This is a genomic window from Propionibacterium acidifaciens DSM 21887, from assembly GCF_000426605.1.
GTDB lineage: Bacteria > Actinomycetota > Actinomycetes > Propionibacteriales > Propionibacteriaceae > Propionibacterium > Propionibacterium acidifaciens.
On sequence record NZ_AUFR01000005.1, the window covers coordinates 109035 to 123576 of the forward strand.

General features: G+C 72.9%; 14 protein-coding genes and 4 tRNA genes. 8 read left to right on the forward strand and 10 right to left on the reverse strand.

Annotated features, from left to right (window positions below):
• Nucleotides 1-4: 4 nt before the first annotated feature.
• Nucleotides 5-892 (reverse strand): 1,4-dihydroxy-2-naphthoate polyprenyltransferase, encoded by an 888-nt coding sequence (locus K336_RS0102720; protein WP_021797500.1) that lies wholly within the window; start codon nucleotides 890-892, stop codon nucleotides 5-7.
• 144 nt (nucleotides 893-1036) lie between these two features.
• On the opposite strand from K336_RS0102720, the gene K336_RS0102725 reads away from it, so the two are divergent.
• A complete protein-coding gene (locus K336_RS0102725; RefSeq protein WP_021797495.1) occupies nucleotides 1037-1279 on the forward strand; it encodes a PLD nuclease N-terminal domain-containing protein in 243 nt (80 codons plus the stop codon).
• Between the two features lie 138 nt (nucleotides 1280-1417).
• Entirely contained in the window at nucleotides 1418-1798 is a 381-nt protein-coding gene (locus K336_RS0102730; RefSeq protein WP_021797496.1) for a PRC-barrel domain-containing protein, read from the forward strand.
• Between the two features lie 203 nt (nucleotides 1799-2001).
• On the opposite strand, the gene K336_RS0102735 is transcribed toward K336_RS0102730, so the two are convergent.
• Both K336_RS0102735 and K336_RS0102740 read right to left on the reverse strand, forming a co-directional pair.
• Nucleotides 2002-2463, reverse strand: coding sequence for a deoxycytidylate deaminase (locus K336_RS0102735; protein WP_028706222.1), 462 nt, complete (start codon nucleotides 2461-2463; stop codon nucleotides 2002-2004).
• Nucleotides 2464-2483: 20 nt separating this feature from the next.
• Nucleotides 2484-3398: a cation diffusion facilitator family transporter gene (locus K336_RS0102740; protein ID WP_028706223.1), complete on the reverse strand. Its 915-nt coding sequence runs from the start codon at nucleotides 3396-3398 to the stop codon at nucleotides 2484-2486.
• A 233-nt stretch (nucleotides 3399-3631) separates the two neighbouring features.
• On the opposite strand from K336_RS0102740, the gene K336_RS16750 reads away from it, so the two are divergent.
• Together K336_RS16750 and K336_RS0102750 are read left to right on the forward strand one after the other, a co-directional pair.
• Nucleotides 3632-5140 (forward strand): patatin-like phospholipase family protein, encoded by a 1509-nt coding sequence (locus K336_RS16750; protein ID WP_155944962.1) that lies wholly within the window; start codon nucleotides 3632-3634, stop codon nucleotides 5138-5140.
• Entirely contained in the window at nucleotides 5133-5486 is a 354-nt protein-coding gene (locus tag K336_RS0102750) for a hypothetical protein (protein WP_021797290.1), read from the forward strand. The genes K336_RS16750 and K336_RS0102750 overlap by 8 nt, the downstream gene beginning before the upstream one ends.
• Nucleotides 5487-5724: 238 nt before the next feature.
• Here the strand turns inward: K336_RS0102750 and K336_RS13900 are convergent, their stop codons facing one another.
• From K336_RS13900 to K336_RS0102765, 3 genes are all read right to left on the reverse strand, one after another.
• Entirely contained in the window at nucleotides 5725-6354 is a 630-nt protein-coding gene (locus tag K336_RS13900; protein WP_233418698.1) for a cation transporter, read from the reverse strand.
• A gap of 74 nt (nucleotides 6355-6428) precedes the next feature.
• Nucleotides 6429-7526, reverse strand: a complete 1098-nt coding sequence (locus K336_RS0102760; protein WP_028706224.1) for a hypothetical protein — start codon at nucleotides 7524-7526, stop codon at nucleotides 6429-6431.
• 390 nt (nucleotides 7527-7916) lie between these two features.
• Nucleotides 7917-7989 (reverse strand) — tRNA-Lys (locus K336_RS0102765).
• A 432-nt stretch (nucleotides 7990-8421) separates the two neighbouring features.
• Here K336_RS0102765 and K336_RS18930 point away from each other — a divergent pair.
• The 4 genes from K336_RS18930 to K336_RS0102780 all read left to right on the forward strand — a co-directional run bounded on the left by K336_RS18930 (nucleotide 8422) and on the right by K336_RS0102780 (nucleotide 10479).
• Complete coding sequence (locus K336_RS18930; protein WP_028706225.1) at nucleotides 8422-10014, forward strand: SH3 domain-containing protein; 1593 nt, start codon at nucleotides 8422-8424, stop codon at nucleotides 10012-10014.
• A gap of 73 nt (nucleotides 10015-10087) precedes the next feature.
• A tRNA-Glu gene (locus K336_RS18370) sits at nucleotides 10088-10160 on the forward strand.
• Between the two features lie 157 nt (nucleotides 10161-10317).
• Nucleotides 10318-10391 (forward strand) — tRNA-Asp (locus K336_RS0102775).
• Nucleotides 10392-10405: 14 nt separating this feature from the next.
• Nucleotides 10406-10479: transfer RNA gene (locus K336_RS0102780), tRNA-Phe, on the forward strand.
• A gap of 21 nt (nucleotides 10480-10500) precedes the next feature.
• Here K336_RS0102780 and K336_RS13905 read toward each other — a convergent pair.
• The 4 genes from K336_RS13905 to purF all read right to left on the reverse strand — a co-directional run bounded on the left by K336_RS13905 (nucleotide 10501) and on the right by purF (nucleotide 14504).
• Entirely contained in the window at nucleotides 10501-11544 is a 1044-nt protein-coding gene (locus K336_RS13905; protein WP_021797295.1) for an alpha/beta hydrolase, read from the reverse strand.
• A gap of 17 nt (nucleotides 11545-11561) precedes the next feature.
• Nucleotides 11562-11762 carry a DUF3073 domain-containing protein gene (locus K336_RS0102790; protein ID WP_028706226.1) on the reverse strand — a complete coding sequence of 67 codons (201 nt, stop codon included), beginning with the start codon at nucleotides 11760-11762 and terminating at the stop codon, nucleotides 11562-11564.
• A 157-nt stretch (nucleotides 11763-11919) separates the two neighbouring features.
• The gene (gene purM, locus K336_RS0102795; protein ID WP_021797292.1) at nucleotides 11920-12978 is read right to left on the reverse strand and encodes a phosphoribosylformylglycinamidine cyclo-ligase; all 1059 of its coding nucleotides are present in this window, start codon (nucleotides 12976-12978) and stop codon (nucleotides 11920-11922) included.
• On the reverse strand, nucleotides 12975-14504 hold the full coding sequence (purF, locus tag K336_RS13910) for an amidophosphoribosyltransferase (protein ID WP_021797286.1): 1530 nt from the start codon (nucleotides 14502-14504) through the stop codon (nucleotides 12975-12977). The genes purM and purF overlap by 4 nt, the downstream gene beginning before the upstream one ends.
• Between the last annotated feature and the right edge of the window lie 38 nt (nucleotides 14505-14542).

Sequence of the window (14542 nt, forward strand, 5' to 3'; positions counted from 1 at the left end):
CCGTTCAGGCCGTCAGCCGCGCGACGGCCACGCCGGCCAGCAGGCCGAGCGAGAGGACGAGCTCGCCCATGCTCGTCGAGCGCAGGGTGGACACGAGGCGCAGCCCGACGGCTCCGCCCAGGATCGTGCGGGCCGCCGGCACGAGCAGCGCCACCCCGAGCAGGCCCAGCAGTGCCCACCACGTGCTCAGCGCGGCGACGAGGACGCAGCAGACGGCGACGGCGACGACCAGCCCCGCGTAGAGCAGGCGACTGGCCCGGTCGCCCAGGCGCGTCTCGAGGGTGCGCTTCCCGGCGGCGGTGTCGCTGGCGATGTCGCGCAGGTTGTTCGTCACGAGCACCCCGTCCGCGGTCAGGCCCATGGCCACCGCCGCGACCCAGCCGGCGGCGCTCACGCGCCCGCAGAGCAGGTAATCGGTCCCGGCCGTGGCGACGAGACCGAAGAAGATGAGGACGAAGACCTCCCCCAGGCCCAAGTAGCCGTAGGGGTGCCGGCCGCCGGTGTAGAACCAGGCGGCGAGGACGCAGGCGACGCCGACGGCCAGCAGCCACCAGTGCCCTGTGGCGGCGACGGCGGCCAGGCCCGCCAGCCCCGAGACGCCGAAGCAGCAGAAGGCGGCGGCGCGCACCCGGCCGGGGGCGGCGGCCCCTGAGCCGACGAGGCGCTGCGGTCCGACGCGGTGGTCGTCGGTGCCGCGGACGCCGTCCGAGTAGTCGTTGGCGAAGTTGACGCCGATGACCAGCCCGAGCGCGACGACCAGGCACAGGCCGACGACGAGGAGGGGCGCCCGCCCCTGCCACCAGCCGATCGCCGTCCCGGCCAGGACCGGTGAGATCGCGGTGGGCAGGGTGCGCATGCGCGCCCCCTCGATCCATTCTGCAGCGCTGGCCATTGGGTCCCCTCGTCGATCGGGGCGCCGCCGGGCCCGCCGTCGCGGCGGGGACGCCCACCGCCCGATCCTGCCACGCGATCCCGCCGCCCCGGCGCCCCGTCCGGCGGCCGTGCCGCCGCGGCGGCACGGCCGTAGACTGGAGCCATGGCACGACTCCTGCCGGCGCTGGTCCTGCTGGCGCTGACCATCTACGCGATCGTCGACCTGGCCCAGAGCCGGGACGAGGACGTGCCGTTCATGCCCAAGTGGCTGTGGCTGTTCGTGGTGATCTTCATCCCCGCGGTCGGCCCCCTGCTGTGGATCATCGTCGGCTACGGCGTCCGCCGCGCCAGGCCGCCCCGCGAGGTGCCGCCGGACGACAACGAGGACTGGCTGCGCCGCCACTGAGGGCGCCCGTGACGGCCCGGTACCCGGAGGAATCACTGATACGGGTCCCCGAGGACGCATCCGGCATGACATCGGCGCCCGCGGTGGCATAGCGTGAGCGGGTCACTGGCGCAGACCGCCTCGGCGGAAAGGAGGCTCATGACGGACGACAACTACGACGACCTGTACAACTCGGACGTCGTCGACCGCGATGGGAGGAGGATCGGCGGCGTCGGGCAGGTCTACCTGGACGACCGGACCGGCCGGCCCACCTGGGTGACCGTCAAGACCGGCCTGTTCGGGACGAAGGAGAACTTCGTGCCGCTGTTCCGGGCCGAGGTGGACGACGGCCAGATCCAGGTGCCCTACGCCGAGGCCACCGTCAAGAACGCCCCGACCGTCGACCCCGACCGCCACCTCGACTCCGACGAGGAGGCCGACCTGTACAAGTACTACGGCATCTCCGCCGTGCGCCCGTCCGGGACGGACGAGAACGACTCCTCCGACGACGCGGACGCCGGGCAGGACCAGGACGGCTGATCCGCCCCTCCGCCGGTCGCCCGAACCGCCCGGGTCCCGCGGACGACCTCCACGCGGAGACGACCTCGTGAGAGGGGACCCGCTCGTGGAGGGGCCGCCGGAGCGGGAGGCCCCGACCGCGCCTCGCGGCCGCACGGGCGCGGAGGAGGTCCACGGCCGTGCGGCAGACGGCCGGCCCCTCCCCGCGACCGGGCGGCGGCGCCTCAGCCGAAGTCGACGAGCCCGTCCTCATCCATCGAGCCGGTGGGCCACACGGCCCGCACGATGCCGGCCGCGGCGAGCGCCTTGCGGCAACCCGGGCACGGCTGGTCGGTGACGTAGGCCGTGGCGCCCTTCGTGTCGCGCGTGCTGAACAGCAGCGCGTTGACCTCGGCATGGATGGCGATGCAGAAGCCGGGCGCCCCGGGCCGGTCGTAGTCGCCCAGACCGGGCACCTCGTCGTATCCGAGACGCCCGCGCGGGCACGCGCCCTCGAGGCAGTCGGGGCGCCCGGGCGCGGCGCCGTTGTAGCCGGTGGCGATGATCCGGTGGTCGGGGCCCACGAGCACGGCGCCGACCCGCCGGCGCGTGCACTTGGCGCGCGCCGAGACGGCCTCGGCGATGCCCAGGAAGTAGTCGTCCCAGCCCGGAACGGGAATCGTCCGCCCACCCCTCGTCGTCGCCATGCCCACCAGCGTACGGCCCCTCAGATCTCGATGTCCTCGTAGGACCGCGCGTCGTGCAGCGGCTCCGTGTGCACGGTGACGCGCAGGTCCGGCTCGATCTCGCGCAGCTCATCGACGATGTCCTCGGCGAGGTCGTGACCGGCCTTGACGCTCCACTCGTCGGGCACGAGCAGGTGGAACTCCATGAAGCGCCGGTTCCCACTCTCGCGGGTGCGCACCGCGTGGAAGTCGACCTCCTCGCCGCGGTGGGTCTCGAGCACGCCCATGAGACGGGCCTCGAGCTCGGCGGGCAGGGCGATGTCCATGAGACCGTCGACCGAGCTGCGCACCAGCCCGATGCCGATGCGCACGATGTTCGCGCCGGCGACGATCGCGACGATCGGGTCGAGAAGGGGCTGGCCGGTGAGCGCGACGAGACCCACCCCCGCGAGCACGGCCACCGAGGTGACGACGTCGGTCATGAGGTGCCTCCCGTCGGCGGACAGGGTCGCCGAGCGCATCTGCGCACCGCGGCGGATGAGCAGCAGGCCGACGGCGCCGTTGACCAGGGCGGCGACGGCGCTGATGGCCAGGCCGATGCCGAGCTGCTCGGGCATCCGCGGGTGGACCAGCCGCCCGACCGCCTCCCAGATGATGAGGATCGCGGCGACCAGCACCATGGCGCCCTCGACGGCGGCCGAGAAGTACTCCGCCTTGGAATGCCCGAAGCGGTGGTTGTCGTCCGGCGGTCGGATCGAGATCTTCAGCATGACGAGGGCGAGGACGGCAGCCACCAGGTTGACGACCGACTCGAGGGCGTCGGACAGCAGCGAGACCGAACCGGTGAGCGCAGCGGCCCCGCCCTTGAGCACGATGGTCACCGCCGCAGCGGCGATGGAGAGCCAGGCGTAACGGCTCAGATCGACGGGCGGAGAGTAACGCGGTCCGTTCGGCATGGCTCCAGTATGATCGGCCGAATCCGCCCGTGCACCCAAGCAAGTCCTCACTGCCCTCGGGTTCTTCCCCGTCCACAAGGGAGGACGTCTGATGCGCAGGCATTGCGGATCGGCGCTCCCCCGGCCGCGCGCCGGGCGGGCCCTGCGCACGGGCGCCCCATGCCGGCCCCGGCCCTGCGCCCCGCGCGGCCCGTCGGGCCGGGCCCCGCGACGGTGCCGGTTAGGCTGTCCGCATGCCACGTCCAGCATGGTCCGGTCTGCGGCCCCTCCTCGGCCGCGGGCACTCCCGGGAGGACCCGGAGGAGGTCCAGGGCCTGGTCATGGCGGGCGGAGGGGCCAGGGCGAGCTTCCAGACCGGCGCGCTGCGCCATCCGTACGAGCGAGAGCGCATCGCACCGGCGGTCATCACGGCCGCCTCGTCCGGTTCGATCCTCGGCGCGCTGCTCGCCCAGTTCGAGGATCCGGCCGAGCAGGAGGCCGCGCTGCGCCGCGTCGAGGACCTGTGGCCGTCGATGCGGACGAACGCCGACATGTTCACCGAGCGCTCGTGGTTCTCGCGCCCGCTCGCCCACCAGCACGTCCTCGAGACCCTGCGCGAGGCCGAGGAGCGCACGGTCGAGCGCACCCGCCGGTCCCACACCCGGCGCCGGGCCTCCTGTCGCACCGACGACGCCGAGGACGAGGACGCCCCGGCCGCCGGAGACGAGCGCCCGGCCCCGCAGGAGCGCACCCCGGCGCTCGCCATGGCCGAGGCCCCCGTCGAGCCGCTGGAGTTCAACGCCGACCTCGTCCACCAGCTCATGGTCGGGCTGCCCCGCTTCGGGCGCATCGGCTCGGACCCGACCGCCGCGTTCCGCGGCCTGGAGAGCAACCGCTCGCTGTACCGCCCCGGGCCCCTGCTGGAGCGCCTGCTGAGCCGCGACTTCTTCCACTCGGAGCCGGTGGGCTCCTCCGGCGTCGCCCCCCGCTGCGCCTTCGTCGGCCTCGACAGCGGAGAGCCGCGCTCCATGCGCGAGGACGGCCGGATCGTCGACCGCGACGATCGGCCCCTGGACGGTCCGGGGTTCGACGTGGCGATGGGCACGCCGGCGTCCTGCTCGGTCCCGGGCGTCTTCGAGCCGGTCGAGATGAACGGCGAGTGGTACGTCGACGGCGGCATCCGCGAGAACGTCCCGGTCGAGGCGGCGATCAAGAACCTCGGCGTCACGAGGCCCTGTGCGATCATCTCGTCCCCGCCCGGCGCGGCCCCGAACCCGGGCGCCGGCAGGGGCGGCGTCCTGTCGATCCTGTTCCGCGTCGAGTCGATCCGCGCGGACGAGTCCGAGCGCGACGAGATCGCCTACGCCCGGGCGGCGGGCGCCACCGTCATCGAGCCGGAGATCCTCGTCCACGACGCCATGACGATCGATCCGGGCCTGCTGTCCATCAACCGCGACTACGGCCGGATCCGGGCCGCCGAGGCGGTCGGGAAGGCCCCCTGCGAGGTGCAGGGCGTCCACCGCGAGATGATCCGCACCCGGCTGAGGGCCTGGCGCCTCGGGAAGGCCCTCCTGGAGACCGATCCGCACGCCCCCGACGCGGGCCCCGACGCGACCCGCGGGCTGCCGGACGAGCTGATCGGGACGAAGCGGGCGCTGCGCGCCATGGTCGAGCGCGACGACGGGGGCTGCCTGCCGGCCGGGCACGACGACTGGTGGTCGCGCTTCGAGCGCCACCGGCGCCCCGGGGGCGCGCATGTCTGAGCAGCAGCACCGGGCCGACGGGCCGGCCCCCGAGCACGCCCTGGTCGGCGCGCGGGTCATGGACTCCACCGGCAGGCTCCTCGGCCACGCCCTGCGGATCCTGCGCGACGCCCGCACCGACTCCCTGGCCTTCGTGAGCGTGCGCGACGGCGTGCTGAGCGGGCGCCGCCACCTCATTCCGCTGGCCGCCGCCGAGATCGGCTACGAGCGCATCGACGTGCCCTACCCCCGCTCCCTCGTGATGAGCTCGCCGCGCCTCGAGACGGGACACCGCGTCCTGCCCGAGGACGAGGCCGCTGTCTGCGCCCACTACGGCCTGCCGGGCCCGACGCCCTGGATCGCTTGATGGGCCAGCCCGGGCTCCTCGATCGCGACGCGGCGGGCCCCGCGCCGGCGCGTGCCGAGCCGTGGCGTCCCCGCGCACGGCACCGGCGGTCGAGGCCGATGAGCCGTCCCGGCAGGATCGGCCCCGGCCGGCGACCCCGCCGAGCAGCGGACCCCGCCGGCCCCGGCCGCGTACGCTTCCCCGAGCAGAGCATCCACCGCCCGCGCCCCCGGGGGGCGCGGGCGGGAGCGGCAGCGGATCAGTCGTCCCCGGGTCGGGGAGTCTCGGCCCGGGCCTGCTCGTAGACCTCGCCGGCGGCGCGCAGGTTGATCGCGCCCGCGGCGACGCCGATGACGACGTCGGGCCAGATCGAGGGTCGGGCCGCCGTCACCAGGCCCGCGACGAGGATGAGCGCATCGGCCAGCACGTCGTTGCGCGCCGCGAGCCAGGCGCCGCGCACGAGGGATCCGCCCTCGGTGCGCCGGGCGACGAGCAGCAGCGCGCAGAGCAGGTTGAGGGCGAGCGCGGCACCGGCCGTGAGCGACAGTCGAAAGGGCTCGGGGGGCTCGCCCGAGACGAGCTTCCACGCGGCCGTCGTGAGGGCCGCGACGGCGGGGATGAGGATGAGACCGGCGAGCCAGACGCTCGCCCGGCGACGCCCTCGCACGGACCAGCCCAGCGCCGCGACGACGAGCCCGTTGATGAGGAAGTCCTCGCAGAAGTCGGCCGCATCGGCGAACAGCGCGACCGAACCGGCCAGGACCGCCATGATGATCTCGCCGATCATCCCCAGCAGGTTGAGGAGCGCGACGACCGCCACGACCCGCCGCAGCGCCGTGCCGGGCCCGCCGTCGCCGTGGAGGTCCTCGTGATCGTCACCGGTGGCCACGGCACCCCATCATGCCGCGGGGCACCGGTCCCCGGCCCGCCGTCCGCACCCCGGACGGGGCCCGGGGGCACGGCTCACCAGCAGCGCCAGGACCAGTAGCCGGGGTGCCAGCCCCACCAGTCGTAGTAGGGCTGGTTGACCCAGACCCAACCGCAGTTCCCACCGCCGTACGGCCAGTTCCGGTGGGAGTCCTCCTCGTCGTCGTCGTCATCATCGTCGTCGTCGGACTCATGGTGCGAGCCGTGGGAGCCGGAGCCGTCCGAGGTGGTGGGTCCGCCGCCCGAGCCCGGATTGTCCAGCTTCGAGCCGCCCCCACCGTTGTCGGCGGCCCCGCCGGAGTTGGAGCCCCCGGAGCCGCCGGTGGGGTTCCCGGGGTTGTTCTCCTCGGGTGCGGGCGTGCCGCCGGTGGGCTGATCGGGCTTGGACTCCTGGGTCTGCGCCTGCTGCTCGGCGGCCTGCTCCGAGGCGATGCCGGCGGCCTTGGCCGTGTCGTCCTTCTTGGTGCTCAGCTCGATCCTCTTGGCCCCCATCGCCTTCGTCGACTCGTCGACGGGCGCCGGATCATTGCTGCCGGCGGCCTGCTCGCGGGCGTCGGCAGCCGCGTCGAGCAGGGCGGTGGCCTCGTCGATCTCGGTCCGCAGCTCACTGCGCACCCCGTCGTCGGGCAGCTGCCCGGCAGAGCCGTCGTAGACGCTCTGGGCGGCCTGGATCACGGCCGAGAGCTCGTCCGCCGCCTTCGCATTGTTGTACGACGAGATCGACACCGTGAGATGGAGGGTGTCGGTGACCAGGGCGTCCCTCTTCGTGCCCAGCTCGGCCGTGGCGTTTCTGAGGGCCTCGAGCTGGCCCCGGTCGGTGCAGGTGAGGTCCATGCGCACCTGACGATCGGCGCCGGCGACCGCGTCGACGAGCGCGGAGGCGCCCTCGCTGTCCTTGTAGCCGGACGTGTCGTCGGCGCTGCGCAGGACCGGCTCGGTGGCGGTGACCGCGCTCACGTAGTCGTCGACGGCCTGGTCGGCCGAGCTCACCGCCGCCGCGCAGTCGTTCCGCAGCTCGGTGTTGTGGCGGTGCACACCGAAGACGGTGCCGAAGGCCGCCAGCAGGAGCGCGCAGACGGCAGTGCCGACGATGGCACGCCGGGGGTGCCTCGTCCTCTCTGCCCTGCCTGTCATATGGCTCTTTCGTTCGCCTTCACCGGATCGTCGGCCGGACGGCGGCCGCCGTCCGGCCCCGACTCGTGCAAGCACTGTGCTGGGGTGCGCGGACCGTGTGATGTCCTCAGGCTCAGAGCCCGTTATGGGACGGGCCCGAGCAATCACACAGCTCCCGCGGGAAACCTGAAACGTGAGCCCGCGACGGTCCGAGCGATGCGCGCAGCACCGTCGGGGCCCGGGGTCCTGCGTCTCCAGGTGTCCCGCAGCTGCAGCCACGGGACGAGAACCTCGGGGGTGCCCGCCTTGGAACAGACCGCAGCCGCTTCAGTTTATCGCGCGATGTGACACCCTGTCCAAGATCCGCGTTCGGGATCCGGACGCCAGGCCCCTCCGGCTTCGTCCGATCGGTGCCCCCACGGGGGCTCGAACCCCGGACCCAAGGATTAAAAGTCCCTTGCTCTGCCAGCTGAGCTATGGAGGCGGCACCATCTTAGCCGCTCGGACCCCGTCGGCACCGCGCCCGGCGACGGGTCGGGGACGGGCCGCGGAACGGGCGCGAAGACTCAACCTCAACCTCGGCTTGAGCCTGTGCGTCGGCGGCGGCCCCGTGCTCCCCCGGCCTGCCCGCAGCCGCCCCACTGGCCCCTGCCGGCACCCTGGATCACCTAGCCAGTGGCGGCTCCACGGGCCTCGTGAAACCCAGACGGTACGCCGCGCCCGCCCGGGGGCCGGCCGGCCCGGAAGTCTCAACCGGTGCTTCAGCCGTCTTGTGGGCCGGGACGGGGCCCGCCTAAGTTCCTTCCAGCCCTGGGGCTCCGGCGTGGCGGCACGCGTCGCCGGGGAAGACGCCACGCCCCGGGGCACGGACCATCGAACATCATGCGGCTCGGGAAGGCCGCGGGAAGGACCAGCAGTGAACAACCCCTTCGCGAAAACGGCGCGCATCGCCGTGACCTCGTCGCTGGTGGCTGCCAGTCTGGCCACCGCCGGGCTCGTCCTGAGCCCGCAGGCGCAGGCCGACTACTCAGACCTGTCCGCGACGACCGACGTGAACGTGCGCACCTCCCCGGACACGAACGGCGAGGTCGTGGCAGTGCTCTCCGCCGGCGACACCGTCACCCAGCGCGGCGCCGAGCAGGACGGCTGGCTGCCGATCATCTACAACGGCACGAACGCCTGGGTCCAGGCCCAGTACGTGTCGAGCACGACCGTCATCACGAGCGGCACCGCCGTCGGCACCGCCACAACGACCGCCGACGCCTACGTCCGCTCCGACGCCGACCCGACGAGCTGGATCATGGGCACTCTGACCCAGGGCACCACCGTCTCGATCACCGGCGACCCGAGCGGCGACTGGACGCCGGTCAACTACTACGGCAGGGCGGGCTGGGTCGCCACGACCCTCCTGTCGGACGCCGGCGACGACTCGACCGCCACGATCACCAGCGCCGTCTCGCAGGACTACCTGTGGGTGCGCACCGGCACGAGCACCGCCTTCACCTCGATCGGCATGCTCTACCCGGGCGACGAGGTCGCCGTGACCGGCGCCCCGTTCGCCGGCTGGGTGCCCGTGAGCTTCAACGGCCAGGACGCCTGGGTGGCGGCGAACTACTCGCGCTACGTCTCCGATCCCGCGACCATCGCGCTCGTCGCCAGCACGACCTCCACCGAGAACGCCGAGGAGCCGGCCCGGACCCCCGAGACCGAGCCCGCCCCCGAGGCCGAGCAGACCGCGCAGGCCCCGGCCGAGGAGCCGGCCCAGACCCCCGAGACCGAGCAGACCGCGCAGGCCCCGGCCGAGGAGCCGGCCCGGACCCCCGAGAGCGAGCAGACCGCGCAGCCCCAGGAGGCCGCGGACGACTCCCAGGAGGAGGCCCCCGCGACGACGACGAAGTGGGTCTCCGACGACGTCAACGTCCGCACCGGGCCCGGCACCGACTACGAGGTCGTCGACATTCTGGACCAGGGGGACACCATCGAGGCCACCGGCGTCACCAACGGCGACTGGACCGAGATCATCCTCGACGGCGTTTCCCGCTGGGTGAACAGCGCCTTCGTCTCCGACACCGAGGTCGCCCCCGGTGACGAGGAGGAGGCCGACGACGAGGGCGGCGGGAACTCCCCGCAGCCGGTGACCGTCGCCTACGACAGCGCCACGGCGGCCCGGACCGCGATCGACTTCGCCTACTCCAAGCTCGGCGGCCCCTACGTGTGGGGCGGCACCGGCCCTGTCGGCTACGACTGCTCGGGGCTCATGCAGGCCGCGTACGCCGCGGCCGGCGTCTCGCTCCCGCGCACGACCTGGGACCAGGTGAACTCCGGTGCACCGGTCTCCTCGACCGATGACCTGCAGCCCGGTGACCTGGTGTTCTACTACGACGACGGCCACGTCGGCATGTACGTCGGCGACGGTCTCGTGCTCAACGCCCAGAACGAGGACACCGGCATCGTCATCTCGGGCCTGTACGACATGGCCCCGATCTCCGCCATGGTCCGCGTCGTCTGAGCGCGGCCCCAGCGGCTCGGGCGTTGGCGGACTTCCGTCCCGGACGCCCGAGCCGCTACCATGTTCGTCGCGGGTCCCCATCGTCTAGCGGCCCAGGACCCCACCCTTTCAAGGTGGTAACACGGATTCGAATTCCGTTGGGGATACGCCCGCCGGGGCGGCGCCGACCGGTGCCGCCCCGGCGCACCGCTCCCGTCGGGCCGCTCCGCCCGATCGTCGCGCGGGGTGCACGGGCGGTTTTGCTTTCCCCCGGAAGCACGCTATTGTTGTGGAGCCCGCTCGCGCGGGTGACAAGTGAATCGAGGCCCTGTGGCGCAGTTGGTCAGCGCGCCGCCCTGTCACGGCGGAGGTCGTGGGTTCAAGTCCCATCAGGGTCGCTTCTCCTGATCAAGGCCAGGTAGCTCAGTTGGTAGCAGCGTACGCCTGAAAAGTGTAAGGTCGGCGGTTCGACCCCGCCCCTGGCCACCCCGCGGGGACCGCAGCGGCTCAGCCCCGGCTCCCCGTCCTCCGCCCGTCCCGGTCGGTGCGCAGCGTCTCGCGGTACTCCTCGATGAGGCCGGCCGGGCGCACCCTCGCATCGATCCAGCGGGCCATCTCGTCGAAGACCCGGCGTCGTACCGGCTCGCGCGAGAGCACGAGGTCGTGGACTCCCCCGGCGAACCGGCGGATCGTCACCAGCCGCCCCAGGTGCACCGCAGCCGCGCAGATGCGCTCGACGTCGAGCACGAGGTCAGCCCCGCGCATGCTCTCGTCCCAGGTGCGCGAGAAGTCGCTCCGGGCGCTCGTCATGACGAGGACCGGGGTGTCGATGCCCAGGCCGGCGCCGGCGCGGTCCTGGCCGGCCAGGACCGCCCTGCCCCAGCCCCAGCGGTGGACGAAGGCCCCGGTGTTGGACTTGAGGTCGAGATCCCAGTCCCACTCGCCGTCCTCGTCGGCGCGCAGGCTGCGGCGGTAGAGGCCCGTGTCGACGACGGCGCCGAGCTCGGCCAGCGGGTTGACGACGGAGATGGCCGCGGCGACCGGCGAGAGCACGCGCCACAGCGCCGGCGAGCCCTGCATGTCGAGCCACGGCGAGTTGAGGATGACCCCCGCCAGCAGTCCCGGGCGCCGGGACGCCCACAGCGCGCCGGTGAGTCCCCCGGCGGAATGGCCGAGAAAGGTGAGGGGCACCCCCGGATGGTCCTCGCGGATGCACGCGACGGCGTGGTCCAGCTCGGACTCGTAGTGGCTCAGGTCCGTGATGAAGCCGGCGTACAGGCCCGGGACGAGGTTGCGCCCGTAGCGGCGCAGCTCGACGGCGTAGAAGTCGAAGCCCTGCGCGTCGAACCAGTCGGCCAGGTGGGTCTGGAAGAAGTAGTCGTTCCAGCCGTGCAGGTAGAGCACCGCGCGCTCGTGGCGCGGCGGATTCCTCCGGACGAGAGTCCCGGTGAGGGGGGCGCCGGGTTCGCCCTCGGCCGGCCGCGCGCCGGGGATCGCCCAGCTCAGCGACTCGTAGCCCGCCAGCAGCGGATCGGCGGCCCAGCGGCTCATCTCGCAGTCCCGACGGCTCAGTCGGAGTCGACGTCCCGCTCGTACTCCGCGGCGAGATCCGCGTAGTTGTCGGGGATCCCCTCGCCGGGATCCTCGTCGTCGTGGTGCTGCTTGCTGCGGAGCTCCCGCTCCAACGAGGCGAAGTCGGTCTCGACCGAACGGTACTTCAGATCCCTGGCCACCTTGGTCTGCTTCGCCTTTTGCCGGCCGCGCCCCATATGGGTCGACCCCCTCGCTTAGTCCCTCGCGGCTGTGCCGCGGCATGATGAACAACTCTCGTGGGCCCCAGGCTACCCAATAGTTCGGGTCGTCACCAATCACCGCCCATCTCGAACGCGGCGGGCGGTTGGTGTCCGGACAAGCGGTTGAGGCGGGTCAGGCCCGCGGATGCCCCCCGACCAGCTCGACGGCCGCGGGCCCGGGGCGGGCCTCGACGCGACCGCAGACCCAGGCGTCCAGGCCGAGGCCGCCCAGCACGCGCCGGGCCTCGTCCACCTGGTCGGCGGGCAGGAGGGCGACCATGCCGACGCCCATGTTGAGGGTCTCCTCGATGTCCTCCTCGCCGATGCGGCCGACGGACCGGACGAGCTCGAAGACAGGCCCGGGGCGCCACGTGGCGCGGTCGACGGTGACGAGCATCCCGTCGGGGACGACGCGGACGAGGTTGTTCGCCAGACCGCCGCCGGTGATGTGGCTCATCGCGTGCACCGTGACGGTCCGCAGCAGCGTCATGACCTCGCCGGCGTAGACATGGGTGGGTTCCAGGAGCTCCAGGCCCAGACTGCGGCCGAACTCGGGGATCTCCCGGTCCAGCGCCAGTCCCGCGTCCTCGAGCAGGACGCGCCGCACGAGCGAGTAGCCGTTGGAGTGCAGGCCCGAGCTGGCCATGGCCAGGGCGACGTCGCCGTCGCGCACCCGGTCGGGGCCGAGCAGCTCGTCCGCCTCGACGACGCCGGTCGTGGCGCCGGCGATGTCGTACTCGTCGGCGCCCATGAGCCCCGGGTGCTCGGCGGTCTCGCCGCCGAGCAGCGCGCAGCCGGCCGCCACGCAGGCGTCGGCGACGCCCTTGACGATGGCGGCGATGCGTTCGGGCACGACATGGCCGCAGGCGATGTAATCGGTGAGGAAGAGGGGCTCGGCGCCGCACACCACGAGGTCGTCGACGAGCATGCCCACCAGGTCCCAGCCGATGGTGTCGTGGACGTCGAGCGCCCGGGCCAGCGCCACCTTGGTGCCCACGCCGTCGGTGCTCGTGGCGAGCAGCGGATGGCGGTACCGGGCCAGGGCGGAGGCGTCGAACAGGCCGGCGAAGCCCCCGATGCCGCCGAGGACCTCGGGGCGCCGGGTGCGCGCGACATGGCTCCTCATGAGCTCGACGGCCTCGTCACCGGCATGGATGTCGACGCCCGCGCGGGCGTAGGCGGACTGACTCATGCCTCATCCTCGTCCCTGTCGAATTCGGCGTCGCCGTGACCGGCGCAGGCGGCGGGGGCCTCCTCGGCGTGCAGACCCATCTCGACGGCGGCGCCGTGGGGCACCGGGATCGGGTACTCGCCGTCGAAACAGGCCCGGCACAGCTTCTCCTTGGGCACGTGGGTGGCCCGGATGAGGCCCCCGAGGCTGATGTAGCCGAGGGAGTCGGCCCCGATCGAGCGGCGGATCTCGTCCACCGACAGGCCCGGCGCGATGAGCTGGGCGCGGGTGGCGAAGTCGAGACCGTAGAAGCAGGGCCATTCCAGCGGAGGCGACGAGATGCGCACGTGCACCTGCGCGGCGCCGGCCTCGCGCAGCATGCGCACGAGCTGGCGCTGGGTGTTGCCCCGCACGATCGAGTCGTCGACGACGACCAGCCGGCGGCCCTCGATGACGTCGCGCAACGGGTTCAGCTTGAGCCGGATGCCCATGTTGCGCAGGGACTGGGTCGGCTGGATGAAGGTGCGCCCGACGTAGGAGTTCTTCACCAGGCCGTTGCCGAAGGGGATGCCGGAGGCGGCGGCGAAGCCGATCGCCCCGGGGATGCCCGACTCGGGGACGGGGATGACGAGGTCGGCGTCGGCCGGTGACTCCTCGGCCAGGATCTTGCCGACCTTGACGCGGACGTTGTGGATGCGGCGCCCGGAGATGACCGTGTCGGGGCGCGCCACGTAGACGTACTCGAACAGGCAGCCCTTGGGGCGGGCCGGGGCGAAGCGCGCCGAGTGCAGGCCCGACTCGTCGATGCGGATCATCTCGCCGGGCTCGACCTCGCGGACGAAGGTGCCGCCCACGATGTCGAGGGCGGCGGTCTCGGAGGCGACGACCCAGCCGGTCTCCAGGCGGCCGAGCACGAGGGGCCGCACGCCCTGGGGGTCGCGCGCCGCGAAGAGCGTGCTCTCGGTCATGAACACGAGGCTGAAGGCGCCGACCAGGCGCGGCAGCAGGCGCGCGGCGACGTCCTCGAGGGGCGCGTCGTCGAGGGACATGAGCGCGCTCACGAGGTGGGTGTCGTTGCTGGAGTCCATATCCCTCTTGTGCGGCACCCCGCCGGCCGCCCCCTCGCCGCGGCTGAGGGCCAGCAGGTCCTCGAGCTCGTCGGTGTTCGTGAGGTTGCCGTTGTGGGCCAGCGCGAGCGAGCCGCGGGGCGTCGAGGCGAAGGTGGGCTGGGCGTTCCGCCAGACGCTCGAACCGGTCGTCGAGTAGCGCGTGTGGCCGATCGCCACGTGGCCGGTCAGGGAGCTCAGGATGGCCTCGTCGAAGACCTGGCTGACCAGGCCCATGTCCTTGAAGACCATGATCCGCGAGCCGTCGGAGACCGCGATGCCCGCCGACTCCTGGCCGCGGTGCTGGAGGGCGAACAGGCCGTAGTAGGTGAGCCTCGCGACGTCCTCACCCGGCGCGAAGACGCCGAAGACGCCGCACTCGTCCCGCGGTCGGTCGTTGTCGCGTCGTGGGGTCAGCTGGTCGTCCGGGCGAAGAACCACGGGCTCAGCCTAGCGTGACGGCGCGGCGACCCGGTCCG